At 70.4% G+C, this 24,977-nt stretch carries 16 protein-coding genes and 2 tRNA genes; 6 read left to right on the top strand and 12 right to left on the bottom strand.

The genetic code is table 11. The features are described from left to right. Positions 1-82 precede the first annotated feature (82 nt). The 3 genes from DK427_RS11915 to DK427_RS11905 all read right to left on the bottom strand — a co-directional run bounded on the left by DK427_RS11915 (position 83) and on the right by DK427_RS11905 (position 4,169). Positions 83-625: a TetR/AcrR family transcriptional regulator gene (locus tag DK427_RS11915; protein WP_109951446.1), complete on the bottom strand. Its 543-nt coding sequence runs from the start codon at positions 623-625 to the stop codon at positions 83-85. Positions 626-1,053: 428 nt separating this feature from the next. Continuing rightward, the gene (locus tag DK427_RS11910) at positions 1,054-1,779 is read right to left on the bottom strand and encodes an HAD family hydrolase (protein WP_109951445.1); all 726 of its coding nucleotides are present in this window, start codon (positions 1,777-1,779) and stop codon (positions 1,054-1,056) included. Between the two features lie 11 nt (positions 1,780-1,790). After that, complete coding sequence (locus tag DK427_RS11905) at positions 1,791-4,169, bottom strand: glycoside hydrolase family 65 protein (protein WP_109951444.1); 2,379 nt, start codon at positions 4,167-4,169, stop codon at positions 1,791-1,793. A 615-nt stretch (positions 4,170-4,784) separates the two neighbouring features. Between DK427_RS11905 and DK427_RS11900 the strand changes: the two genes are divergently transcribed. The 5 genes from DK427_RS11900 to DK427_RS11880 all read left to right on the top strand — a co-directional run bounded on the left by DK427_RS11900 (position 4,785) and on the right by DK427_RS11880 (position 13,509). After that, positions 4,785-5,987, top strand: coding sequence for an acetate/propionate family kinase (locus tag DK427_RS11900; RefSeq protein WP_109951443.1), 1,203 nt, complete (start codon positions 4,785-4,787; stop codon positions 5,985-5,987). Further along, positions 5,984-7,018 carry an HlyD family secretion protein gene (locus tag DK427_RS11895; RefSeq protein ID WP_109951442.1) on the top strand — a complete coding sequence of 345 codons (1,035 nt, stop codon included), beginning with the start codon at positions 5,984-5,986 and terminating at the stop codon, positions 7,016-7,018. The genes DK427_RS11900 and DK427_RS11895 overlap by 4 nt, the downstream gene beginning before the upstream one ends. Continuing rightward, entirely contained in the window at positions 7,015-9,813 is a 2,799-nt protein-coding gene (rbbA, locus tag DK427_RS11890; protein ID WP_109951441.1) for a ribosome-associated ATPase/putative transporter RbbA, read from the top strand. Before DK427_RS11895 ends, rbbA begins: the two co-directional genes overlap by 4 nt. 1 nt (position 9,814) lies before the next feature. Then, on the top strand, positions 9,815-10,987 hold the full coding sequence (locus DK427_RS11885; protein WP_109951440.1) for an ABC transporter permease: 1,173 nt from the start codon (positions 9,815-9,817) through the stop codon (positions 10,985-10,987). Between the two features lie 68 nt (positions 10,988-11,055). Further along, positions 11,056-13,509, top strand: coding sequence for a phosphoketolase family protein (locus DK427_RS11880; RefSeq protein WP_109951439.1), 2,454 nt, complete (start codon positions 11,056-11,058; stop codon positions 13,507-13,509). 104 nt (positions 13,510-13,613) lie between these two features. Here DK427_RS11880 and DK427_RS11875 read toward each other — a convergent pair whose 3' ends face one another. Beyond that, positions 13,614-14,456, bottom strand: a complete 843-nt coding sequence (locus DK427_RS11875; protein WP_109951438.1) for a universal stress protein — start codon at positions 14,454-14,456, stop codon at positions 13,614-13,616. A 143-nt stretch (positions 14,457-14,599) separates the two neighbouring features. Between DK427_RS11875 and DK427_RS11870 the strand changes: the two genes are divergently transcribed. After that, positions 14,600-17,449 (top strand): cation-translocating P-type ATPase, encoded by a 2,850-nt coding sequence (locus DK427_RS11870; RefSeq protein WP_425452584.1) that lies wholly within the window; start codon positions 14,600-14,602, stop codon positions 17,447-17,449. Between the two features lie 205 nt (positions 17,450-17,654). Here the strand turns inward: DK427_RS11870 and DK427_RS11865 are convergent. From DK427_RS11865 to DK427_RS11830, 8 genes are all read right to left on the bottom strand, one after another. Further along, positions 17,655-17,728, bottom strand: a tRNA-Gly gene (locus DK427_RS11865). A gap of 76 nt (positions 17,729-17,804) precedes the next feature. Continuing rightward, positions 17,805-17,888: transfer RNA gene (locus DK427_RS11860), tRNA-Tyr, on the bottom strand. Positions 17,889-17,969: 81 nt separating this feature from the next. Continuing rightward, complete coding sequence (gene recJ / locus DK427_RS11855) at positions 17,970-19,664, bottom strand: single-stranded-DNA-specific exonuclease RecJ (RefSeq protein WP_245931009.1); 1,695 nt, start codon at positions 19,662-19,664, stop codon at positions 17,970-17,972. 353 nt (positions 19,665-20,017) lie between these two features. Continuing rightward, the gene (locus DK427_RS11850) at positions 20,018-21,418 is read right to left on the bottom strand and encodes an NAD(P)(+) transhydrogenase (Re/Si-specific) subunit beta (RefSeq protein ID WP_109951435.1); all 1,401 of its coding nucleotides are present in this window, start codon (positions 21,416-21,418) and stop codon (positions 20,018-20,020) included. A 4-nt stretch (positions 21,419-21,422) separates the two neighbouring features. Then, on the bottom strand, positions 21,423-21,872 hold the full coding sequence (locus tag DK427_RS11845) for a proton-translocating transhydrogenase family protein (protein ID WP_109951434.1): 450 nt from the start codon (positions 21,870-21,872) through the stop codon (positions 21,423-21,425). 18 nt (positions 21,873-21,890) lie between these two features. Further along, the gene (locus DK427_RS11840; RefSeq protein WP_109951433.1) at positions 21,891-23,033 is read right to left on the bottom strand and encodes a Re/Si-specific NAD(P)(+) transhydrogenase subunit alpha; all 1,143 of its coding nucleotides are present in this window, start codon (positions 23,031-23,033) and stop codon (positions 21,891-21,893) included. 133 nt (positions 23,034-23,166) lie between these two features. Continuing rightward, entirely contained in the window at positions 23,167-23,460 is a 294-nt protein-coding gene (locus tag DK427_RS11835; protein WP_109951432.1) for an aa3-type cytochrome c oxidase subunit IV, read from the bottom strand. Between the two features lie 139 nt (positions 23,461-23,599). Continuing rightward, positions 23,600-24,961, bottom strand: coding sequence for an ABC1 kinase family protein (locus DK427_RS11830; protein WP_109951431.1), 1,362 nt, complete (start codon positions 24,959-24,961; stop codon positions 23,600-23,602). Between the last annotated feature and the right edge of the window lie 16 nt (positions 24,962-24,977).

Raw genomic sequence — 24,977 nt, 5'->3', positions numbered from 1 at the left:
ATATCGTGATGCATGACGCCAGGCGGCGTAACTCACCCTCCGGTGATGAGGTCCCCTTGGAAGGGCGCGGTTTCGCAATGCCTCAGCCGGTGATGGTGCTGCGGGCCGCCTTGAGCAGTTCGTCGGCCAACGCTTCGTCGTCGACCCCGCGCGCCAGGACAACTGCCCCGACCATGGTTGAGAGCGCGACCAGGGACCGTTGCCGGCGACGCTCCTTCGACATCTTCGGCAGCCTGTCCGCGATGAGGCCCGCGAGCCCTTTGACGGCATGGGTGAAACGAGCCCGCAAGGCGCTCCCGGACGGCTCGCGCCCGATATCGTTCACCAGTGCGGCGACCGGGCATCCCCGGCCGGGCGTGTGCACGTGGCCGATCGACAAGTAGTTCTCGATGAAGGCATTGAGGTTCGCCTCGTACTCGGCGCGGATCGCGACATCGAACGCCTCCGCCGCGAGGGCATCCTTGTTGGCGAACTGTCCGTAGAACCCACCGTGGGTCAGGCCGGCGGCCGCCATGATGTCCACGACGCCGATGCCGTTGAGGCCCCGCTCCCGGAACAGGGAGGATGCGACCTCCACGACCCGCTGGCGGTTGAGCTTGGCCTGCTCCTGCGAAACCCTCGGCATCCTATCGTCCTTCGCGGTTGCAGAGATTCATATAGATGCAAGAAATCATATATTGAAGGGCTCATCGGTGCCGGGTCGCTCGATGCGGGCGTGTCATCCCAGGCTATCCGCACACGGCAATCGACCGACCTGCGCGAGGGGGCAGAGCGCGGGCCGGTCGATGCACCGCGCGTTCGGAGGACAAACGCGCGATCTCGGGACGCCCCTCGGACGGGACATCTATGGCGTTCTGCCGCGCCACGGGCCGCGGCCGTCTTCGCAGGTAGGCAGGCCGCAACGGACGAGCCGTTGTGACCAATCAGCAATCTCGCCTCTGCGGCCGACTCCGCGATGGCCGCTCGGACTTCAACCGTGCGATCATTTAATATTACGATTATCATCTATCGTCAATGGCCACGGAGCCGATGATCGCGGCGGTGGACCGGCGTTCACGCCGTGTGGGGCCCTGCGGGCGGATGGGCGCGCAGGATCCCGACCGCGAGGGCGGCGACGTCGAGATCATCGAGGGATGTCACGACGAGGTCGGCGCCGGCCGCACTCAACCCGGCCGCGTCGCCGAGCCGGGCGATGCCGAGGGCGGCCATGCCGCCGGCCACGGCCGCCGCGATGCCCGCCGGGGCGTCCTCGACGACGACGCACTGGGCCGGCTCGGCGCCAGCGGTGTCGGCCGCGAGCAGGAACAGGGCCGGATCGGGCTTGCCGCGGGGCAGGTCGCGCCCGCTTACATCCGCGTCGAACAGCGACAGCAGCTGTCGCCCGTCGGGCAGGTCCACGCGCGCCAGCATCGCGTCGGCGTTCTTCGAGGAGGAGGCCAGCACCCGGCGCATCCCCGTCCGCTCCAGCCCCAGCGCCAAGCGAACCGCGTCCGGGAAGGCCGCGAAATCCCCTTCCGCGATGAGGCGCTCGATCGCTGCCTGCTTCCGGTCCGCGTAGAGGGCAGCCGAGGCCGCAGCCCCTGGGCCGCCGAGTCGCTCCAGGGTGGCCCGCGCGCCCTCCAGGCGGGGCTTTCCGGCGACATGGGCCTGGTAGAAAGCGGTGGTGAAGCCTGCCGGATCGGCGAACCCCGCCAGCGCCTCGCGCCAGGCCTGCTCGTGCGGCGAATCCACCAGCACACCGTCGACGTCGAAGATCACTGCGCGGAGCGTTCGAGTCATGGCGATTGCGCTCACTCGCTCTCGGCGCGCGGCGGCCTGCGCAAGGCCTTGGCGACGACCGGTTCCTGCGGCGTGAGGCGCACGCACGCGTCGCCGTGCCAGACGATCAGCTCCTCGCCCGCGATGAGCCGGTACGTCGCGGTGGCGCGGTCGATGTCGACGCCGATCCTCCGTCCGCGCACCGCCAAAGTGAAGCGCAGCCGAGCCCAGCTCTCGGGCAGGCAGGGATCGAAGGTCAGGCGGCCCCCGGCGTCGCGCAGGCCCGCGAAGCCGTAGACCAGCGCCAGCCAAGTGCCGCCGATCGCCGCGATATGCACCCCGTGCATCATGTTCCCGCCGATGTCGGACAGGTCCATCGCCAAAGCGAAGTCGAAATAGTGGAGCGCCTTCTCCGCCAAGCCGATCTCATTCGCCACGATGCTCTGGATGCAGACGGAGAGCGAGGAATCGTGGGTGGTCAGCGGGTCATAATAGGCGAAGTTGCGTTGCTTAGCCTCCGGACTGAACTGGTCGCTCAGCAGGAACATGGCCAGCACCACGTCGGCCTGCTTGATTACCTGGGCGCGGTAAAGGTTCAGCGGGTGGTAGTGCAGTAGCAGCGGGTAATTCTCCTCCGGCGTCGCCGCGAAGTCCCAGGTCTCCAAGTCGAGGAAGCTGTCGTCCTGCGGGTGGATCCTCATCCGCTCATCATAGGGAAGGTACATCCGGTCGGCGGCGGTCTCCCAGGCGTCCGGCTCGGCCGGGTCGAGGCCGGTGCGGCGCAGGAGAGAGACGTAGCCCTCGGGGTTGTCGTGCTCCAGGGCCCGCACGGTCCGGGCCGCGTAGCGCAGGTTGTCCCGCGCCATCAGGTTGGTGAAGCAGTTGTTGTTGACGAGCGCCGTGTACTCGTCCGGGCCGGTCACGCCGTTGATGCAGAAGCGGCCGTCCATCCGCTCCGAGAAGAAGCCGAGATCGCACCACAGCCTGGCGGTCTCGACCAGCATCTCGGCGCCGTAATCGTGGAGAAACTCGAGGTCGCCCGAGATCTCGACGTATTTGCGCAGTGCGTAGGCGATGTCGGCATTGATGTGATACTGGGCCGTCCCGGCGGCGTAGTAGGCCGAAGCCTCCTCGCCGTTGATGGTCCGCCACGGGAAGGTTGCACCGCGATGGCCGAGTTCGCGGGCTCGGGCGCGGGCCTTGTCCAGCATGGCGTAGCGAACCTTGAGCAGGCTCCGAGCCATAAGCGGGTTCGTGTAGACCAGGAACGGCAGGATGTAGATCTCCGTGTCCCAGAAGTAGTGCCCCTCGTAGGTCCGCCCGGTCAGGCCGCGGGCCGGAATGCCATGCCCCTCCGCCCGTTCGGTGGCCTGCATCAGCTGGAACAGGTTCCAGCGTAGCGCCTGCTGCGTGCGCGGAGTCGGGGCCTCCACGGTCACGTCAGCCCGCTCCCAGAAGCGGTCGACGTCTTGGCGCTGGCGGGCGAGGATTGCCGGAAAGCCGCTCTGGATCGCGCCGTCGAGCCCCCGTCCCACCTGCGCGCGGATCTGCTCGGGGCTCGCCGTGGCGCAGTAGTGATAGCTCAGGAACTTGTGAATACGGATCGACCCGCCCGGTGGGAGGACGCCCCGGAAGACGAGGGCCGCGAGGTCGTCGGTGCAGCTCACCCGCGTCGTCAGGGGGCACTCGGCGGCGACCGCGTGGTCCATGCCGCAGCCGAGCACGAGCTCCGAGCTGCGGGTGCGATAGGACAGGATCGCCCGCAGCGCCTCGGAGCGCGTGCCGGCCGGGTGCAGTACCCGCCCGACGAAGCCCTCTGCCAGGCGCGGATCGGAGGTGTCGGTGGCAAGCGGCTGGTCGTTGCGCAACTCGGAGGTGATCGCGACCTCCGCCTCCCCGGCTTCGACGGTTAGCACGTACTCGATCGCCGCGAGGTCGCGCTGCGCCAGGGAGACGAGGCGGCAGGTCCGAAGACGCAGCGACTTGCCCGCCGCCGTCACCCAGCGCACGTCGCGGTCGAGTGTGCCGGTCCGGAAGTCCAGGACCCGCCGGTAGGAGAGGATCTCGGCCTCGGGCAAGGCAAAGGGCTCGCCGTCGACGGTCAACCCCATCGCGATGCCGTCGGGACAGTTCAGGATGCTCTGGCCGCGGGACGGGAAGCCGTAGGCCCGCTCACCGTACACGATGGGGCGGTGCTCGTAGAAGCCGTTGAGGTAGGTCCCGGGCTCGGCCACCGGCCTGCCCTCGTCGGCGATCCCGCGCAGTCCGAGATGCCCGTTCGAGAGGGCGAACATCGTCTCGGCCTGGCCGGTGAGATCGTGCGCCAGACGGGCGTCGAAGCGCACGGCCTCGATCGCCCAGGGGTTCGGCGGAAAGACGTCGTCGGGCGGGATCAGGCGCGGGCGCAGCATCGGTCGTCCGTTCTCTCCGGTCTCGGGATCCCGCGGTTCTCGCGTCTGCGGCCTCGGCGGTTGGTCGAGCCGGGCGGCGCGGAGAGAGCACCTCGGTCGATGCGGGGCCCGACGAGGATGGTGCAGCCGAAGCCACGACAACCAGGGAACGCAATCCTACCGGTTGAGTTCCAGGTGATGAAGGTATCTCCAAATATTTCCGACGCAAATCCCATTGACGACACACAACCATACGGTGTTATCGTAGGTCGACAGCGCAACTCCGCCTGCTTAGCAGCAGATTTCGGGGACAGAATGTCATATGTTAGAGCCGAGCTATCGCATCATGGGCGGTGTTTTGCTGGCATCGACGTCGTGAGAAGGCGTCATCGTCACCGCTGTTCGAAGCGTGACGATTGGTGGCGCACGCCCGGCTGATGGATCCGAGACAGTCGGGCCCTGTGGCGCCCGCCGGGTTCGCCGCGAGTCGCGCCCCCCGCGCGGGGCGGGCGCGCCCTGCGAGCCCCGCCCCCCAGGATTGATTCTTCGACCGCAACGAGGAGCAAGGACGATGTCGTGTCGCGTGTCGCCCCCTGCCCCGGTGCCGTCCTCCCGCTTCGTCAGCGGACGAGCGCGATGATCGGCGTCGTCCTGGTCGTGAATGCCGGCAGCTCGTCCATCAGGTTCAAGCTGTACCGCGTCGCGGACGGCGCGCCCGCCGCTCTTCTCTCGGGCGCGATGAGCGGCATCGGCAGCCGTCCGGCGCTCGACGTGAAGGACGGGGCCGGCAGGGTCGTGGAGCAGTGCAGCTTCTCGACCAAGGAGGTCCCCGACGCCGCGGCGGCCCAGCACGTCCTCGCCGACCGGCTCCAGCACCTCGTCGGCGAGGCCACGATCACGGCGGTCGGCCACCGCGTCGTCCATGGCGGGCCGACCTACGCGGAGCCGGTCCTGATCAACGATGCGGTGCTGCGCCAGCTCGAGGGCTTCATTCCTCTGGCCCCGCTCCACCAGCTCCGCAACTTAGACCCGATCCGCGTCCTGCGGCAGCGCCGACCCGACCTGCCGCAGGTCGCCTGCTTCGACACGGCCTTCCACCGCGGCCAGCCGGAGGCGTCCGACCGCTTCGCGCTGCCGCGCGCCCTCTACGACGAAGGGGTGCGGCGCTACGGCTTCCATGGCCTGTCCTACGAGTATGTTTCCGGACGCCTGCGCGCGATCGCCCCCGAGGTCGCGACCGGTCGGGTCGTGATCGCCCATCTCGGCTCCGGCGCCTCGCTCTGCGCTCTGCACGACGGACATCCGCGCGAGACCACCATGAGCTTCACCGCGCTGGACGGGGTGCCGATGGGGACGCGCTCCGGGAGCCTCGATCCCGGGGCGGTGCTCCACCTTATCGAGCACAAGGGCATGAGCCCGTCCGAGGTCGGGCACATGCTCTATCACGAGAGCGGGCTCCTCGGCCTGTCCGGCCTCAGCGGCGACGTGCGCGCGCTGCTCGCGAGCAACCGGCCGGAGGCGGGACTCGCCCTCGACGTCTTCTGCCGGCGGGTGGCGCAGGCGGTGGCGGCGCTCGCGGTGACGCTCGGCGGCCTCGACGCGCTCGTGTTCACGGCCGGCATCGGCGAGAACGCGCCGCCGATCCGCGAGCGGATCGTGGCGGCTCTGGGCTGGACGGGCTTGAGGCTCGACGCGGAGGCGAACCGCGCCGGCGCCGAGCGGATCGACGCGCCGGAGAGCCGGGCAGAGATCCGGATCGTCCCGACCGACGAGGAGCTGACGATCGTGCGCCACACGGTGCGTCTGCTCGCCCGGACCGCACCGGTGGCGACCGCATGAACTGGTCCCTCCGCCGCGTCCCGCTCTGCGCGATCCTCCTCGCCGCCGGCATCGTCCTGGCGCCCCAGCCGGCCGGCGCGGAGCCGGCCGCGGGCGCGAGATCGCGCCTGATGAGCCTGATCAACCGGCTGCGCGGCGCGACCATGCCGGAGGGCATCGCCAAGTCCAACGGCCGCATCGAGGCGACCCAGATCGACGTCGCGGCGAAGTATCCGGGCCGGATCGCCAAGCTCTCGGTCAAGGAGGGCGACGACGTGAGCGCCGGCCAAGTCGTCGCCACGATCTCCTCGCCCGAGACCGAGGCGCAGTTGCGCGGCGCCCAGGCCCAGGTCCTGCGCGCCAAGAAGGCCCTGGCGGAGGCCGTGGCCCTGATCGCCCAGCGCCGAAGCGTGCTCACCTTCGCGGAGACCGACTTCAATCGTGGCAAGGAGCTGGTCGGCAAGGGCTACATGACCAAGCAGGTCTTCGACCAGCGCAAGGCCGCGGCGGACGCCGCCAGGGCCGCGCTCGACGCCGCCGTGGCGCAGGAGGATCAGGCGAAGTTCGCCGTCCAAAGCGCGGAGGCCGACGTCCAGCGGCTCGAGGCGATGCTGGTCGATCTCGTGCTGCGAGCGCCCCGCGACGGGCGGGTGCAGTACCGGCTGGCGCGGGAGGGGGAGGTGGTGGGCGCCGGCACCCGGGTCCTCACGCTCCTCGACCTCGCCGACGTCTACATGACGATCTACCTGCCGGCGGCCCAGGCCGGCCCCCTCGCGCTGAACGACGAGGCCCGCATCATCCTCGATCCGGTGCCGCAATACGTGGTGCCGGCGACGATCAGCTTCGTCGCCGCCGACGCACAATTCACTCCGAAGAGCGTCGAGACGGCGGAGGAGCGCGAGAAGCTGACCTTCCGGATCAAGCTCCAGATCGATCCGCAGGTCCTCAAGACCTACCGCAAACGGGTGAAGACCGGCGTGCGGGGCCTCGGCTTCGTGCGCACGAAGCCCGACGTCGCCTGGCCCGCCGACCTCGCGGTGAGGCTGCCATGACGGGGCCGCCCGGACGAGTGCCCGCGACCGGGCTCGGTGCAGACGCGGTCGTCCGGCTCGATCACGTCGCGCACCGCTACGGTGGGACGATAGCCCTCGACGACGTGTCCCTGGCGCTACCCTCCGGACGAATGGTCGGGGTGATCGGTCCCGACGGGGTCGGGAAGTCGACCCTGCTCGCCGTGGTGGCTGGGGTGCGCCGGATCCAGGCGGGCCGCGTCGAGGTCCTGGGCGGCGACATGGCGGAGCGGCGCCACCGCGCGCGGCAGGGCGCGCGCATCGCCTACATGCCCCAGGGGCTCGGCCGAAACCTTTACCCGACGCTCAGCGTGTTCGAGAACATCGACTTCCACGGCCGGCTGTTCGGTCAGGGCCGGGCCGAGCGGCGGGCGCGCATCACCGATCTCCTGACCGCCACCGGCCTCGACCCGTTCGAGGCTCGGCCGGCCGGCAAGCTGTCGGGTGGCATGAAGCAGAAGCTCAGCCTGTGCTGCGCGCTGATCCACGATCCCGACCTCCTGATCCTCGACGAGCCGACCACCGGCGTCGATCCGCTCTCGCGCGGGCAGTTCTGGGACCTGATCGGGTCGATCCGGGCGCGCCGGCCCGGCATGAGCGTCGTCGTGGCGACCGCCTACATGGACGAGGCCTCGCGCTTCGAGTGGCTGGTCGCCATGGACGGCGGCAGGGTCATCGCCGCCGGCACGCCGGCCGACCTGCTCGCCCGGACGGGCCGGCCGGACATGGAAGCGGCCTTCATCGCGCTCCTGCCGCCCGAGAAGCAGGCCCGGCACCAGCCCGTAGTGCTGCGGCCCCGCCCGATCGAGCACGGCGCGGTGCCGGCGATCGAGGCCGAGCATCTGACCCGGCGCTTCGGCGACTTCACGGCGGTCGACGACGTCAGCTTCCGCATCGCCCGCGGCGAGATCTTCGGCTTCCTCGGCTCGAACGGCTGCGGCAAGTCCACCACGATGAAGATGCTCACCGGGCTCCTGCCGGCGACGGAGGGGTCCGCGCAGCTGTTTGGCCGGCCGGTCAGCGGCGACGACATGCAGACGCGCCGCAACGTCGGCTACATGTCGCAGGCCTTCTCGCTCTACGGCGAGCTGACGGTGCTGCAGAACCTCCGGCTGCACGCCGAGCTCTACCACCTGCCGCCGCAGGACCGCCCGGTGCGGATCGCGGAGTTGCTGGCGCGCTACGAGCTGGAGCCCGTCAAGGACGCGCGACCCGACAGCCTTCCCCTCGGCATCAAGCAGCGGCTGCAACTGGCGGTGGCCGTGCTGCACCGGCCGTCCCTGCTCATCCTCGACGAGCCGACCTCGGGCGTCGACCCGATCGCCCGCGACGCCTTCTGGCGCACCCTGATCGCCCTCTCGCGCGACGAGGGCGTCACCATCTTCCTCTCCACCCATTTCATGAACGAGGCGGAGCGCTGCGACCGCATCTCGCTCATGCATGCCGGCAAGGTGCTGGCTGTCGGCACGCCGACCGACCTCGTGCGCGAGCGCGGCAGCGCTTCCCTCGAAGACTGCTTCATCGGCTATCTCGCGGAGGCCGCCGGCCTCGCGCCGCGATCCCCCGGGATGGAGGCCCCTACCCCTGCCGGTCCACCGAGCCGCATCCCGCCGCCCCGTGTCCCGCTAACCGGCGCCCTGCCGAGCCGCCGCTTCGATCCGCGCCGCCTCTGGGCCTATGCGCGGCGCGAGTCGATGGAGCTTCTGCGCGATCCGATCCGCATCGCCTTCGCCTTCGCCGGGCCGATCCTCCTGATGATCGCCTTCGGCTACGGGATCTCGTTCGACGTCGAGCGGCTGCGCTTCGCGGCCTTGGACCAGGACGACAGCCCGGAAAGCCGGCAGCTCGTCGAGGCCTTCACCAGCTCGCGCTACTTCAGCGCGCAGGCGCCGATCCGCTCGGCCGCCGAGCTGGACGAGCGCTTCCGCAGCGGCCAGGTCCAGGTCGCCCTCGAGATCCCGCCCCGCTTCGGCCTCGACCTCCAGGCCGCCCGGGTGCCCGAGGTCGCCGTCTGGCTCGACGGGGCGATGCCGTTCCGCGCCGAGACCAGCCGGGGCTACGTGACCCGGCTGGCGAGCCGGTACGGCCAGGAACTGGTCGTCGAGCGCCGGGGGGTCGCCGCCTCGGGCCAGACCGTGAGCGTCGAGACGCGCTTCCTCTACAACCAGGCCTTCCGCAGCGTGAACGCCATGGTGCCGAGCGTCATGATGCTGCTCCTGATCCTGATCCCGGCGATCATGTCGGCCATCGCGGTGGTCCGCGAGAAGGAGACCGGGTCGATCGCCAACTTCCGATCGACGCCCGTCACCAAGTTCGAGTTCCTGGTCGGCAAGCAGCTGCCCTACGTGGTGATCGCCATGATCGCCTTCGGGCTCCTGGTCGTCGTCGCGCGGCTCGTCTTCGACGTGCCGGTGAAGGGGTCGTTTACCGCCCTCACCCTCGGTACGCTGCTCTACGTCGTGGCCACCACAGGGTTTGGCCAGCTTATCTCCACCTTCATGAAGACGCAGGTGGCGGCGGTCTTCGCCACCGCGCTCCTGTCGGTCATCCCGGCGGTCAACTTCTCCGGGCTGATCGTGCCGATCTCGTCGCTCACCGGCAGCGCGCGGGTGATCGGCCTCTCGCTGCCGCCGGCCTGGTACCAGCCGGTGACGGCCGGCACCTTCACCAAGGGCCTGCCCTTCCGGGAACTCGAGCTCAACCTCGCGGTGCTGGCGGGCTTCGCCCTGCTGTTCCTGGTCCTGTCGCAGCTCTTCCTGCGCAAGCAGGAGGCCTGAGATGGACGCGACCCCGCAGGGCCTCACCACCGCCCCGCCGTCAAGCCTCGCCACGCACGCGGCCAACGTCCTGCGCCTCGTCGTCAAAGAACTCTACAGTATCCGCGCCGACCCGGTCATGCTGTTCCTGGTCGTCTACGCCTTCTCGTTCGCCGTCTACACGGTCGCCGCCGGCGCCTCGACCGAGGTGCGCGACCTGACCATCGGGGTGGTCGACGAGGACCGTTCCGACCTCTCGCGGCAGATCGTGAGCGCCCTCGTTCCGCCGCTCTTCAAGAAGGTCGTGCCGATCACGCCGGCCGAGATCGACCCTGCCATGGATAGCGGCCGGCTGGTCTTCGTCATCGACCTGCCGCCGCGCCTCCAGCAGGACGTGCTCTCGGCCCACCCGACCTCGGTCCAGGTCAACGTGGACGCCACCGCCATGACCCAGGCCGGCAACGGCTCGGTCTACATCCAGACCATCATCGCGGACGAGGTCGCCCGCTTCGCGGCCCGCAGCGACCTCTCGGCGACCGCGCCTGTGCGGGTGGTGACCCGGGCGAAGTTCAACCCGAACCTCCAGACCAGCTGGTTCACCTCGGTGATGCAGGTGATCAACAACATCACCCTGCTCACGGTGATCCTCACCGGCGCCGCGCTGATCCGCGAGCGCGAGCAGGGCACGGTGGAGCACCTCCTGGTGATGCCGCTGGTGCCCGTCGAGATCATGCTCGCCAAGGTCCTGGCCAACGGGCTCGTGATCCTGGTGGCGGCGGGGCTCTCCCTGGTCTTCGTGGTGGAGGGGTGGCTCGGCGTGCCGATCGCCGGATCCATCGCCCTGTTCCTGCTCGGGGCTGGGCTCTACGCGCTGGCGGTGGCGGCGCTCGGCATCCTGCTCGGCACCGTCGCGACCTCCATGGGGCAGTTCGGCCTCCTCGTGATCCCGATCCTGCTGCTGATGCAGCTGCTCTCGGGCAGCAGCACGCCGATGGAGAGCATGCCGGGCTGGCTGCAGGTCTTCGTCCAGGTGGTGAGCCCGACGCCGCACTTCGTCGCCCTCGCGCAAGCAGTGCTCTATCGCGGCGCCGGCCTCTCGATCGTCTGGCCGCAGCTCCTCGCCCTCGCAGCCCTCGGCAGCGTCTATTTCGCCGTCGCCCTCGTCCGCTTCCGCCGCGTGATCTTCGGGGCGTGAGCCCCGCCGAGCTCCGGCGTCTCCCGCGAGGCGCCGTCCCTGCCCTGCCTGCCAGGAGGAGAGTTCCAGTGACCGAGCCAGCGACCCGGCCGACCGACCCGCAGGGACAGGCCCCGCGTTCCACCCCGCTCGAGGGCGAGGACCTCGCCCTCATCGACCGCTACTGGCGGGCGGCGAACTACCTCTCGGTCGGACAGATCTACCTGCTCGACAACCCGCTCCTGCGCGAGCCCCTGCAACCGCAGCACATCAAGGCGCGGCTGCTCGGCCACTGGGGCACCACGCCGGGCCTCAACTTCATCTATGTCCACCTCAACCGGCTGATCCGCGCGCGCGACCTCGACGTGATCTACATCTGCGGCCCGGGTCATGGCGGCCCCGGCATCGTCGCCAACACCTACCTGGAGGGCACCTACAGCGAGGTCTATCCCGACATCGCGCAGGACGCGGACGGGATGCGCCGGCTGTTCCGGCAATTCTCGTTTCCCGGCGGCATCCCGAGCCACGTCGCGCCGGAGACGCCGGGCTCGATCCACGAGGGCGGCGAACTCGGTTACGCCCTCGTCCACGCCTTCGGGGCGGTCCTCGACAATCCCGGCCTGATCGCCGCCTGCGTGGTCGGCGACGGCGAGGCCGAGACCGGGCCGCTTGCCGCCTCCTGGCAATCGGCCGCCTTCCTGAGCCCGGTGACAGACGGCGCGGTGCTGCCGATCCTGCACCTCAACGGCTACAAGATCGCCAACCCGACCGTGCTCGGCCGAATGCCGGACGAAGCGCTCCGGACGCTGTTCACGGGCCTCGGCTACGAGCCCTTCTTCGTCGTCGGCGACGAGCCCGAGGCGATGCACCGAACGATGGCCGCGACGCTCGACCGGGCCGTGGACCGCATCCGGGCGATCCAGGACGCGGCGCGGGCCGGGCAAGCGGACGGCAACCGCCCGCGCTGGCCGATGATCGTGCTGCGCAGCCCCAAGGGCTGGACGGGGCCAAAGACCGTCGACGGCAAGAAGGTGGAGGGGTTCTGGCGCTCCCACCAGGTCCCGGTCGGCACCGCCCGGACCGACGCGGACCATCGCCGCATCCTGGAGGACTGGATGCGGTCCTACGCGCCCGAGACCCTGTTCGACGAGACCGGGCGCCTGCGGCCCGAGCTCGCCGCCCTAGCGCCCGCGGGCCACAGGCGCATGGGCGCCAACCCGCACGCCAACGGCGGCCTCCTGCGCCGGGAACTGAAGCTGCCCCGCTGGCAGGACCACGCCGTGGATGTGCCCGCGCCCGGCGCCGTCACCGCCGAGGCGACGCGGGTGCTCGGGCGCTACCTGCGCGATGTGACCGCGCTCAACGCCGAGGCGCGCAACTTCCGCATCATGGGCCCGGACGAGACCGCCTCCAATCGGCTCGACGCCGTGTTCGAGGTGACCGACCGGGTCTGGATGGAGGAGATCGAGCCCTACGACGTCGGCCTCGCCCGCGAGGGACGGGTGATGGAGGTCTTGAGCGAGCATCTCTGCCAGGGCTGGCTCGAAGGCTACCTGCTGACCGGCCGCCACGGCCTGTTCTCGTGCTACGAGGCCTTCATCCACATCGTCGATTCGATGTTCAACCAGCACGCCAAGTGGCTGAAGGTCTCGCGGGAGCTTGGATGGCGCCGCCCGATCTCGTCGCTGAACTATCTCCTGACCTCACACGTCTGGCGCCAGGACCATAACGGCTTCAGCCACCAGGATCCCGGCTTCATCGACCTCGTCGCCAACAAGAAATCCGACATCGTCCGCGTCTACCTGCCGCCGGACGCCAACACGCTGCTCTGGGTCGGCGACCACTGCCTCAGGACCTACGACCGCATCAACGTGATCGTGGCCGGCAAGCAGCCGCAGCCGCAATGGCTCACGGCCGAGGAGGCGGGCCTCCATTGCGAGGCCGGCATCGGCATCTGGCGCTGGGCCGGCACCGACGAGATCGGCCTGGAGCCCGACGTGGTGATGGCCTGCGCCGGCGACGTGCCGACCCTCGAGACCCTGGCCGCCGTCGACCTCCTGAAGCGGGCGGTCCCTGGCCTGCGCATCCGCGTCGTCAACGTGGTCGACCTGATGACCCTGCAATCGAGCAAGAACCATCCGCACGGGCTGAGCGAGGCTGAGTTCGACAGCCTGTTCACGCGGGACAAGCCGGTGATCTTCGCCTATCACGGCTATCCCTACCTGATACACCGCCTGACCTACAGCCGGGCCAACCACGCCAACCTGCACGTACGCGGCTTCATCGAGGAGGGCACCACCACGACGCCCTTCGACATGGTGGTGCTCAACGAACTCGATCGGTTTCATCTCGCCATCGAGGCGATCGACCGGGTGCCGGGACTGGTCACGCGGGCGGCGCAGGCCAAGCAGGATTTTCGCGATCGCCTGACAGCCCACAAGCTCCACATCCGCGAACACGGCGAGGACCTGCCCGAGATCCTGGGCTGGAAATGGCCCTACGAGACGCGGGGCGGGGAAGGGAAGCCGGCCGGGGACCGATGAGGCGCCGGTTCGCGACGCGCAGCTTGGGCTTCTCCCCGCCTGCGGGGACAGGAGACGGCCCGCGCGACCCCTCCCCCCGACAGGCCCGCGAGAATGGGCGCCCGTCAATGCGCCATCAGGAGCGGGACCGGGGAGGAACGCAGCATCTCCCGCGTCGTCCCGCCGAGCACCATCTCGCGCAGGGGCGAGTGCACGTAGCCGCCCATCACGATCAGGTCGGCCCCCATCGCCGTCACGTGCCGGCGCAGGGTCCCGGCGACGTCCCCGTCCCCGACCGGCAGATTGGTGACGGTCACCGGCACCCCATGATGCGCGAGGCCCGGCGCCACCTCGGCGCCCGGCACCGACCGCGACAGGTCCTTCTCGCCGGCTACCGCCACGATCTCGACGTGCTCGGCGCGAACGAGGAGCGGCAGGGCGTCGTGCAGCGCGCGGGCGGCCTGGGCGCTCCCGTCCCAGGCCACCAGGATCCGGCGCCGCGCGGCCGCCTCGCAGCCGCGCGGGACGACGATCACCGGACGACCGCTCTCGAAGAGCAGGGTCTCGATCACGCCGCGGCTGCCCGCCAGCACCTCCGGCTCGGCATCGACCACGGCGAGGTCGTGGATCCGCGCCTGACCGGTGACGCTCGCCAGCAGGTCGTCGTAGGTCAGGTGCTCGGCCAGCGGCGTGCACAGGATCCCGGCGGCGCTCGCATCGCCCCGAGCCCGCTCGACCACCTCCTGAGCCAGGCTCTGCAGCCGCCGGTTCTCGGCGGCGACCACCATGGCGACGAAGCGGCTGATCCAGGGATGCGGCAGGACCAGCCGCAGCGAGACCGCCTGGACGGTCACGCGCGCCTGCGCACCCTCCGCCAGAGAAAGGCCGTAGGCGAGCGCGCTGGAGGGCGTCTCGTCGCCGAGCCGCTCGGTCAGCGCGACGAGGATGTTCCGCAGGTTCTCGATCATGACTATCCCCGCACGGTGAGAGGGTGAGATCCGGCCGCCCGGACACGCGCACACGGTGCACCGGATCGAGGCCGAGCCGCCTCCTCAATTGATGATCGAAGCGGACGCCACCGCTGAGAGGCCAGCCAATGGAGGGAGATCCGGTGAGCGAGCAGACGAGAGCGTCCCTCCCCCGCGCGGCCGAAGACGAGCCGGATCGCGTCGCGGCTCGCCCCGAGACCCTGCGCGTCGAGGCGGTGCTGGCTGCCCTCGGGACCGACGCCGCCTCTGGGCTCGGCGGCGAGGCCGTGCGCGCCCGGGCGGCGCGATCCGGCCCGAACGCCCTGCGCGCCGGGCCGCCAGTTCCGGCCTGGCGCCGGCTGCTCGCCCAATTCGCCGACCCGCTGGTCCTGCTTCTCGTCGTCGCCGCCTTTGTCTCGGCGGGTGTCTGGGTCGAGGAATCCTTGCGGGACGACCGAGCGGGTCTGCCCTTCGAAGCCCTCGCGATCCTCGCCATCGTGCTCCTCAACGGCACGATGGGCTACGTGCAGGAGGCGCGGGCCGCCCAGGCCATCGCGGCGTTGCGGCGGATGTCGGCGGCCCGGGCCCGGGTGATCCGCGACGGAGTGCGGCGGGAGATCCCAGCCACCGAGCTGGTGCCCGGCGACATCGTCCGGCTCGAGGAGGGTGACGCGATCCCCGCCGACGCACGGCTGATCGAGGCGAATGCCCTGCGCACGAACGAGGCCGCCCTGACCGGCGAGAGCGTCCCGGTGCCGAAGGACACCGCCGCCCTCGCCACCGGCGCGGCCCTGGCGGAGCGGCGCAACATGGTGTTCAGCGGCACCACGGTCAGCGCCGGGAGGGGCCTCGGCGTGGTGACGGCGACCGGGATGCGGACCGAACTCGGGCACATCGCCGGCCTGCTCAACGCGACGCCGGAGGAAACCACGCCTCTCCAGGCCGCCCTCGCCCGGCTCGGCCGGCGCCTCGGGTTGGCGGTCCTCGTGATCGCGGCCGCCATGGCGGCGACGATTATCTTCGCCGAAGGTGTCCGCACCGTCCCGGCCCTGCTCGATACCCTGATCCTCGCCGTCGCGCTCGCGGTGGCGGCGGTCCCGGAGGGCCTGCCGGCGATCGTCACGGCGGCCCTCTCCCTCGGCGTGCTGCGGATGGCGCGTCGGCACGCGATCGTGCGTCGCCTCGCGGCGGTGGAGACCCTGGGCTCGGCCGACGTGATCGCCTCCGACAAGACCGGCACCCTTACCCGCAACGAGATGATGGTCCGGACGGTCGTGACGGCGGGCGGTGCCATCGATTTCGATCCCGCCCCCGCGGGCCTCGACCGGGACGCGGAGCGCCGCGCCGAGGTGGAGGCGGCGCTCCGCGCGGGCGCGCTCGCCAACGACGCCGTGCTGCAGCGGCGCGACGGCGGCTGGACCGTACAGGGCGATCCGACAGAGGGCGCCCTGCTCCTCGCCGCACGGAATGCCGGGCTAGACCTCGACGTCCTCTCCCGCCGCCTCGCCCGCGTCGCTGAGATCCCGTTCTCCTCGGAGCGTCGCCGGATGAGCACGGTCCACCGCGACGACGGTCGGCGGCTCGTCGCCGCGAAGGGCGCCCCCGACACGGTCCTGTCGCGCTGCACGCGCGAGCGCGCCGGTGCGCAGGACCGGCCGCTCACAGGTGAGCGCCGCGACGCCATCCTGGCCGCCAATGCGGCGCTCGCCGGGCGGGGCCTGCGCACCCTGGGCGTGGCCGAACGATCCCTGCCGGCGGGCGAGGCCGCGCCGCCGGACGACAGCGTCGAGCGGGATCTGGTCTTCCTCGGCCTGGTCGGCATGAGCGACCCGCCCCGCCCGGAGGCGCGCGAGGCGGTGGCCCGCGCCCGGGCCGCCGGCATCCGGCCGATGATGCTGACGGGCGACGATCCGCGCACCGCTGCCGCGATCGCGGCCGAGATCGGCATTCCCGGCGACGGGACCGTCCTCTCGGGGGCGGACCTCGAAGCGTTGTCGCCGCAGGGCCTCGACGCGGCCGTGCGCACCATCTCGGTCTATGCCCGCGTCGCGCCCGCGCACAAGCTTCGGATCGTCCGAGCGCTCCAGCGCAACGGCCTCATCGTCGCCATGACCGGCGACGGCGTGAACGACGCGCCCGCCCTGAAGGCGGCGGAGATCGGCATCGCCATGGGGGTGACCGGCACCGACGTGTCCCGGGAGGCGGCCGACATCGTGCTCGCCGACGACAACTTCGCCACCATCGTGGCGGCGGTCGAGGAGGGCCGGTCGATCTTCGCCAACATCCGCAAGGTCCTGCGCTACCTGCTGTCATCGAATTTCGGCGAGGTGGCGACGATGGCTTTCGGCGTGCTGCTCGCCTCCGTCCTCGGCCTGTCCTTCACGGCCGGCGAGTTGGTGCTGCCGCTGCTGGCGACGCAGATCCTATGGGTCAATCTCGTGTCCGACGGCGCGCCGGCGCTCGCCCTCGCTGTCGACCCGGCGGATCCGGCCGCGATGACGCGACCGCCGCGCCCCCGGGCCGAGGGCGTGCTGACCGGCGCGATGGCGTGGAATATCGGCTTCATCGGGCTCGTAACCGCGGGCTGCTGCCTGTTCGTGCTCGATGCCTGCCTGCCCGGCGGGCTGGTCGAGGGCCGAGATCTCCCGGCTCAAGGCACCCTCGCCTACGCGCAGACCATGACCTTCACGACGCTCGTGCTGAGCCAGCTCTTCAACGCCCTCAACGCCCGCTCCGGACGGGCGAGCGCGTTTGTGGGCTTGTTCCGGAACCGTTGGCTCTGGGGCGCGATCATCGTCACGCTCCTGCTCCAGGCTGCCGTCGTCTACACGCCCCTGCTGCAGCAGGGCTTCTCCACGGTGGCCTTGAGTGCCGGGGACTGGCTGTTCTGCACCGCCGTCGCCAGCCTCGTGCTGATCCTAGAGGAGGTGAGGAAGGTGGTGGCCCGAGCGATGCGGCCTGAGGTTCCGCACGCTGAGCGCGACGTCCATTGACGTCGATGCTGGCGCGTCGTGGACGATGCGGCACAAACACGGAGCGGCGGCGGAGCCTGTCGGCAGAACGGTGGCCTGTGCCGCGCCTGGCGACATCACCCCATGAGAGCTGACACGGCTATCAGGCGGGTGCGGTTATGAGGGCCGGGCGAAAGACCTGAGGGCTAAAACCCCCGCGCGGGCTGATCTTTTCGCCCCGGAATTTTGGAGCGGGTGAAGGGAATCGAACCCTCGTATTCAGCTTGGAAGGCTGCTGCTCTACCATTGAGCTACACCCGCACGCCCTGCCGGATAGCATGAAGCGGGACGCTTGAGAAGCGAACCGCTAGGCTGTCCGACAATTCGTAGGATCGTTTGGTGGGGGAAGAAGGACTCGAACCTTCGAAGCTTACGCAGCGGATTTACAGTCCGCCCCCTTTGCCGCTCGGGACATTCCCCCAAACGAGCGGCCCGTCCGGGCCGCGCCGGGGTCTTATGGTTGGGGGCCGCCGCGGAGTCAACAGCCTCGTTGCGCCCGCACTCAATCGGCAGGCGCGAGGTCGCAGATGCGCAGCTGCGCCCGTTCCGCCCCGCGCCAGCGGTCGCAAGAGAGCGTGCCGGCGACGTGGCATTCCCGGCCGATCGCGCCGAGGAGCGCGCGGCCGAGCGGGCCCTGGGCTGTGCGGAAGCTGATCGCGCCGATGAGCTGACCGTCGCGGCTGCGGAGCCGCGCCCGGACATGGCTCGTGCCCACCACCCCCGCATCGACGATGCGGTGGTTGGCCAACGCGAAGACGGGCTCCGGCGCGCCCTGGCCGAAGGGACCGGCCCGCTGGATCAGCCGCACGGTCTCGGCGGTCGCCCCGCCCGCGCTGAGCGTCCCGTCGATCAGGAGCACGTCCGCCGCACGCGCCTCGGCGACGGCCGCCGCAAGGCACTCGGTCAAGTGGGCCTCGAAGCGGGTGAGGTCCTGCCCCTGGAGCGTCACGCCCGCCGCCATGGCGTGGCCGCCGCCCTTGGCGGCGAGCCCGGCATCGACGCAGGCCCGCACCGCCGCGCCCAGATCGGCGCCCGCGACCGAGCGGCCGGAGCCCGTGCTCGTCCCGTCCGGACGCAGGGCGAAGGCGAAGGCCGGGCGGCCGAAGCGCTCCTTCAGGCGGGCGGCGATCAGCCCGACTACGCCGGGATGCCAGTCGGCGCTGCCCGCGACGAGCACCGGGCGGTCCGGGTCGAGGCTGAGGACCCGGTCCATCGCGGCCTCGGCGTCGGCCACCGCCTGCGCCTCGATGAGCTGGCGCTCGCGGTTGAGCCGGTCCAGCTCGGCGGCGATCCGCACCGCCTCCAGACTGTCGGCGCTGAGGAGAAGCCGCGCGCCGAGGCTCGCGTCGCCGATGCGGCCGCCCGCGTTGATGCGGGGACCGAGCAGGTAGCCGAGATGCCAGGCCTCCGGCGGCCCGTCGAGGGAGGCGGCATCGAACAGGGCGGCGAGGCCGGTGCGCCCGCGGCCGCGCATCACGGTGAGGCCCTGGACCACGAAGGCGCGGTTGAGCCCCGTCAGCGGGACCACGTCGGCGACGGTCGCCAGAGCCACGAGGTCGAGGGCGTCGGTGAGCTTCGGCTCGGTCAGGCTGCCGCCGAAGAATCCCTCGCGCCGCAGCACGCGGTTCACCGCCACCAGCGTCAGGAAGACCACACCGGCCGCGCAGAGATGGCCGAGGCCGGAGAGGTCGTCGAGGCGGTTCGGGTTCACCACCGCGCGCACGGGCGGCAGCATCTCGGAGGCGGCGTGGTGGTCGAGCACGACGACGTCGAGGCCGAGCTTCTCCGCCTCCTCCAGGGGGCCGTGGCCGCTGGTGCCGCAATCGACGCAGACAAGGAGGCTCGCGCCCTCCGCGGCGAGCGCCCGCACGGCGCCGACATTCGGCCCGTAGCCCTCGGTGATCCGGTCCGGGATGTGGATGCGGGCGGTGACGCCGAGGCCTTGCAGGTAGCCGGCGAGCAGGGCCGCGCTCGCGGCGCCGTCCACGTCGTAGTCGCCGAATACCGCCACGACCTCGCCGCGACGGACCGCGCGGGCGATGCGCTTGGCGGCGATCTCCATGTCGAGCAGGCTGTCCGGGTCCGGCATCAGCTCCCGCAGGCGCGGATGCAGATACGCCTCGGCGCGGTCGGGGCGGATGCCGCGGCCGGCGAGCACGCGGGCCAGCAGCTCGGGCAGCCCGTAGGCCTGGACCATCAGGGCCGCATCGGCCTGCGCGGACGGGTCGGCGCAGCGCTCGCGCCAGGCCCGCCCCTGGATCGAGGCGGCGACGCCGAGGAAGGGACGGGGCGGAGGCGTTTGGGCGAGCACGGCGGGATCATAGCGCGGAGCCGGCCGCCATGCTGCCGCCCGGAAACGACAGCGGGGCGGCCATCGTTGGCCGCCCCGCCGGGAAGGTCATGGATTCCAAAGGTCGAGACCTTCGGCGGGTGCAGGGTGGAACCCTGCATTTGGAACCACCGACCCGGCGGAGCCGGGACGGCAGTTCCAACCTGAGGCTCCGCCCCGGGACCCCGCCCAAGGGCCCGAGGCCCTTGGGATCCTCCGGATCAGAGGTTCTTGAGGATCGAATCGACGACCTTCTTGGCGTCGCCGAACAGCATCATGGTGTTGTCGCGGAAGAAGACCTCGTTCTCGACGCCGGCGTAGCCGGAGCCCATGCCGCGCTTGATGAAGAGCACGGTCTTGGCCTTCTCCACGTCGAGGATCGGCATGCCGTAGATCGGCGAGGCCTTGTCGGTCTTGGCGGCCGGGTTGGTGACGTCGTTGGCGCCGATCACGAAGGCGACGTCCGCCTGCGGGAACTCGCCGTTGATGTCCTCCAGCTCGAACACCTCGTCGTAGGGCACGTTGGCTTCCGCCAGCAGCACGTTCATGTGGCCCGGCATGCGGCCCGCGACGGGGTGGATCGCGTACTTCACGTCCACGCCCTCCTTCTTGAGAAGGTCGGCCATCTCGCGAAGCGAGTGTTGGGCCTGCGCCACCGCCATGCCGTAGCCCGGCACGATGATCACGCGCTCGGCGTTCTTCATGATGTAGGCCGCGTCGTCCGCCGAGCCCTGCTTCACGGGCCGGGTCTCGACCTGTCCGCCGCCGGCCGCTGCGGCGGCATCGCCGCCGAAGCCGCCGAGGATGACCGAGATGAACGAGCGGTTCATCGCGTGGCACATGATGTAGGACAGGATCGCGCCCGAGGAGCCGACCAGCGCGCCCGTGATGATGAGCGCGAGGTTGCCCAGGGTGAAGCCGATGCCGGCCGCCGCCCAGCCCGAGTACGAGTTCAGCATCGAGACGACGACGGGCATGTCGGCGCCGCCGATCGGGATGATGATCAGGCCGCCGAGCACCAGCGACAGGATCACGATCAGCCAGAACAGGAACTTCGACTCGGTGCCGATGAACAGCGCGAGCAGGACCACCAGCGCGCCGGCGAGCAGCGCGTTGATGAGGTGGCGCTGCGGCAGCATGATCGGCTTGCCGGACATGCGGCCGTCGAGCTTGGCGAAGGCGATGACCGAACCCGTGAAGGTGATCGCGCCGATTGCCACGCCAAGGCCCATCTCAAACAGCGACTGCTTGTGGAAGTGCCCGTTCTCGATGATGCCGAAGGCTTGCGGCGCGTAGAGCGCGCCGGCCGCCACGGCGACGGCCGCGAGGCCGACGAGCGAGTGGAAGGCGGCGACGAGCTGCGGCATCGCCGTCATCGGCACGCGCTTGGCGATCACCGCGCCCGCGCCGCCGCCGATGGCGAGGCCGAGCAGCACGATGAACCACGCGGCGGCGCCGGCCGGCGGATGGCCGATCAGCGTGGTGAGCACGGCGAGCCCCATGCCCACCATGCCGTAGAGGTTGCCCTGGCGGGAGGTCGTGGGGTGCGAGAGCCCCCGCAGCGCCATGATGAACAGGACGCCGGCGACGATGTAGAGAAGGGAGGAGATGTTCTCGGACATCGGCTCAGGCTTTCTTCTTGTACATGGCGAGCATGCGCTGCGTGACGAGGAAGCCGCCGAAGATGTTCACGGAGGCCAGCACGATGCCGATGAAGCCGAAGAAGCGGGCCCAGCCGCTGCCTTTCTCGATGTAGGGCACGCCCACGGCGAGCAGCGCGCCGACGATGATCACCGACGAAATCGCGTTGGTGACGGACATGAGCGGGGTGTGGAGGGCCGGGGTCACCGACCAGACCACATAGTAGCCGACGAAGATCGCCAGCACGAAGATCGCAAGGCGGAACACGGTGGGGTCGACGGCGCCGTGCGTGGCGGCGCTGAGGCCGTGGCCGAGCCCATCGGCGATCGCCTGGGCTTGGTCGGCGGCGTTGCGGGCGGCCGCGGCGGCGGCCCGGGCGGTGTCGGCCAGGATGCGCGTCTGGTCCGCCGCCTGATCGGGGGGGATGGTAGCCATTCGGGGATCTCCGCGGAATCAGGCCGCTTTGGGCTGGAAGGACGGGTGGACGACCTGACCGTCGCGGGTGAGGTTCGTGGCCTTGACCAGCTCGTCGTCCCACTTGATCGCGAGCGCCTTCGATTCCTTGTCGATCAGCGTCTCGAGGAAGGCGTAGAGGTTGCGCGCGTAGAGGGCGGAGGCGGTCGCCGCGAGGCGGCCCGGCACGTTGAGGTGCCCGACGATCTTCGCGCCGTTCGCCGTGGTGACGATCTCACCCGCCTTGGCGCCCGCAACGTTGCCGCCGCGCTCGACCGCGAGATCGACCAGCACCGACCCCGGCTTCATCGAGGCGACCATCTCCTCGGAGACGAGCTTCGGCGCGGGGCGGCCCGGGATCAGCGCCGTGGTGATGACGATGTCCTGCTTGGCGATGTGGCCCTTCACGAGGTCGGCCTGCTTGCGCTGGTACTCGGCCGACATCTCCTTGGCGTAGCCGCCCGCGGTCTCGGCCTGCTTGAACTCGTCGTCCTCCACGGCGACGAACTTCGCGCCGAGCGATTCGACCTGCTCCTTCGTCGCCGGACGCACGTCGGTGGCGGTGACGACCGCGCCCAGGCGGCGGGCGGTGGCGATGGCCTGGAGGCCGGCGACGCCGACGCCCATGATGAAGACGCGGGCGGCCGGCACGGTGCCGGCGGCGGTCATCATCATCGGCATGGAGCGGCCGTACTCGGCGGCGCCGTCGATCACGGCGCGGTAGCCGGCGAGGTTCGCCTGGCTGGAGAGCACGTCCATCACCTGTGCGCGGGTGATGCGCGGCATGAACTCCATCGCGAAGGTGTCGAGGCCGGCATCGGCCAGGACCTTCAGCTCGTCCTCACGACCGTAGGGGTCCATGATGGCGACGACGGTGGCGCCGCGCTTCAGGAGCTTGGCCTCCTCGGCGCTCGGCCGGCGCACCTTCAGCACGAGGTCGGCGTCGCGCGCCGCGTCCTCGGCGGAGGCCGCCACGGTGGCCCCGACGGCCTCGTACTCAGCGTCGGGCACGCCGGCCGAGAGGCCCGCACCCGACTGCACGACGACGTCGGCTCCCAGGGCTTTGTATTTCTTGACCGTTTCCGGCACCGCCGCGACCCGCGGTTCCGCGGCGTCGGTTTCCGAAAGCACAGCGATGCGCATTCAGCTTACCCCTCAAATGGACCGCCACCGCATGCGCGAACCATGACGGTTTTACGAGGTGAGCGGGCAGAGTCTGGTTGATGGAAACGGTGCGGATGTAACCAGGAGTACCTTGCGGTGGCCTTGGCCGCCGCTAGGCAAAAGCGAGGTACAGTGCAAGAAGCAAGCCAACCACGAGCGGGGCCTTCCAGCCGACTGCCGGAGCGAGCGCGCCGACGGCGCCGGCCACGGACGCCGCGACCACGCCGGCGATCGCGGTGAGCCAAGCCTCGCGGATACCGCCCACGGCCAGCGCCAGGACCCAGCAGATCACAACGCCCGTCGCGATCTCGACGAAGCGGATGAAGCCCCGGTAGGTCTGCTCGTGGGTCTTGGCGTCCATCGCCGGGCTGTAGGCTGCTCCGGACACGGTCTTGGTATCAGCCATCGTGCGCTCGTCCCCTGTGACGCCTGTTTGTTCTGTCGCAGGGGATTTAGCCCAAGCCTAAACGGGCGGCAATCACGTTGCCGCCCCCTTTATGGCCAAGTTCGCGCCGAAAGGGCTCCGTTTGCGCCGGTCCGGGCCCTCAGCGGGGCAGGTCGAGGCCGGCCGCCGCCAGCGCCTCGCCCTGGCGCCGGGTCAGCGCGTCGAGGGAGAAGCTCTCGATCTCGACCTCGAACAGGCGGTGATAGTTCAGCTCCGAGCGCAGGTGCAGGAACACCGCGCCGAGTCCGACCGCAGCCCGGTCCATGAACACGAATTCCTGGGGAACGGTCACGGGCCCGCGCTCCTTCAGGGCCTGGTGGACCTGGAAGGCCTGTCGGCGGCCGTACTCGCCGGGCTTCACGCCGTCCGCGACGGTCCGGGTGCGGTCCTCCAGCAAGGGGCCATAGATGAAGCGCGCCCAGATGTTGAGGATGTCGATGATCTCGCGGCTAAGGTTCTTGAAGCCCCAGACCTCGTAGGCGTGGACGATCCGGGCCTCGTCGTTCTCCAGGAGGCCCCGGTAGAGGTCGACCACGCCGCCGACGAAGCGCGGGTGGAAGATGCGGACGCAGCCGTAATCGAGCAGGTTGATCCCCTGCGCCGCGCCGTCCTCTGAGAACACCGTGTAGTTGCCCAGGTGAGGGTCGCCGTGGATCACCGCGGCGCGGCTGAACGGGTGCCACCAAGCCTTGAACATCGCCTGGGCGAGCCGGTTGCGGATCTCGACCGGGCTCTCGGCGAAGTTCAGGATGCGCTCGCCGTCGAGCCAGCTTAGGGTCAGGAGCCGCTTCGTCGAGAGGTCGGCATGGACCGCCGGCACCCGGACCGCGTCCACATCCTTCAGCACCGCGCCGTAGAGGCGGGCGTGCTTGGCCTCGCGGGTGTAGTCCAGCTCCTCGCGCACGCGGGCACCGATCTCCTTGGCGATCTCGCGCGTGTCGAGCCAGGAATTCATGCGCCGGTGCAGGGCGAAGGCGACTTCGAGCTGCTTCAGGTCGGCCTCCACGGCCGATTGCATGTCGGGATATTGCAGCTTGCAGGCGAGCGGCGCGCCCTCCCGCGTCGTGGCGCGGTGCACCTGGCCCAGCGAGGCGGCCGCGGCGGGCTTCAGGTCGAAGCTGCCGAAGCGGCCCTGCCAGTCGGCCCCGAGTTCGGCCATCATCCGGCGCTTGACGAAGGCGGCCCCCATCGGCGGGGCGTCGGCCTGGAGCTTCTGCAGCTCGGCGGCGTATTCGGGCGGCAGCAGGTCGGGGATGGTGGCGAGCAGCTGCGCCACCTTCATGATCGGCCCCTTGAGGCCGCCGAGCGCCTGGGCGAGCGCCGCCGCGTTGGTGGTGCCCTCGCCCCCGAACAGGCGGGAGCCCGCCATCCGGGCCGCGACGCCGCCGACGTTCACGCCGACGCGGGCGTAGCGGCTGGCGCGGGCGGAAAAACGGTTGGCTTCGCGGTCGGTCTCGGCCATCGGGCGGGTGCTCACC

Source organism: Methylobacterium radiodurans, from assembly GCF_003173735.1.
Lineage (GTDB): Bacteria > Pseudomonadota > Alphaproteobacteria > Rhizobiales > Beijerinckiaceae > Methylobacterium > Methylobacterium radiodurans.
This window is presented reverse-complemented; position numbering and strand designations above follow the sequence as displayed.

Coding starts and splice junctions, on each gene's coding strand:
- DK427_RS11845 (WP_109951434.1), bottom strand. CDS start 21,872: ATGGCTACCATCCCCCCCGATCAGGCGGCGGACCAGACGCGCATCCTG.
- DK427_RS11905 (WP_109951444.1), bottom strand. CDS start 4,169: ATGCTGCGCCCGCGCCTGATCCCGCCCGACGACGTCTTTCCGCCGAAC.
- DK427_RS11850 (WP_109951435.1), bottom strand. CDS start 21,418: ATGTCCGAGAACATCTCCTCCCTTCTCTACATCGTCGCCGGCGTCCTG.
- DK427_RS11915 (WP_109951446.1), bottom strand. CDS start 625: ATGCCGAGGGTTTCGCAGGAGCAGGCCAAGCTCAACCGCCAGCGGGTC.
- DK427_RS11835 (WP_109951432.1), bottom strand. CDS start 23,460: ATGGCTGATACCAAGACCGTGTCCGGAGCAGCCTACAGCCCGGCGATG.
- DK427_RS11910 (WP_109951445.1), bottom strand. CDS start 1,779: ATGACTCGAACGCTCCGCGCAGTGATCTTCGACGTCGACGGTGTGCTG.
- rbbA (WP_109951441.1), top strand. CDS start 7,015: ATGACGGGGCCGCCCGGACGAGTGCCCGCGACCGGGCTCGGTGCAGAC.
- DK427_RS11885 (WP_109951440.1), top strand. CDS start 9,815: ATGGACGCGACCCCGCAGGGCCTCACCACCGCCCCGCCGTCAAGCCTC.
- DK427_RS11895 (WP_109951442.1), top strand. CDS start 5,984: ATGAACTGGTCCCTCCGCCGCGTCCCGCTCTGCGCGATCCTCCTCGCC.
- DK427_RS11875 (WP_109951438.1), bottom strand. CDS start 14,456: ATGATCGAGAACCTGCGGAACATCCTCGTCGCGCTGACCGAGCGGCTC.
- DK427_RS11830 (WP_109951431.1), bottom strand. CDS start 24,961: ATGGCCGAGACCGACCGCGAAGCCAACCGTTTTTCCGCCCGCGCCAGC.
- DK427_RS11900 (WP_109951443.1), top strand. CDS start 4,785: ATGATCGGCGTCGTCCTGGTCGTGAATGCCGGCAGCTCGTCCATCAGG.
- recJ (WP_245931009.1), bottom strand. CDS start 19,664: ATGGTCCAGGCCTACGGGCTGCCCGAGCTGCTGGCCCGCGTGCTCGCC.
- DK427_RS11840 (WP_109951433.1), bottom strand. CDS start 23,033: ATGCGCATCGCTGTGCTTTCGGAAACCGACGCCGCGGAACCGCGGGTC.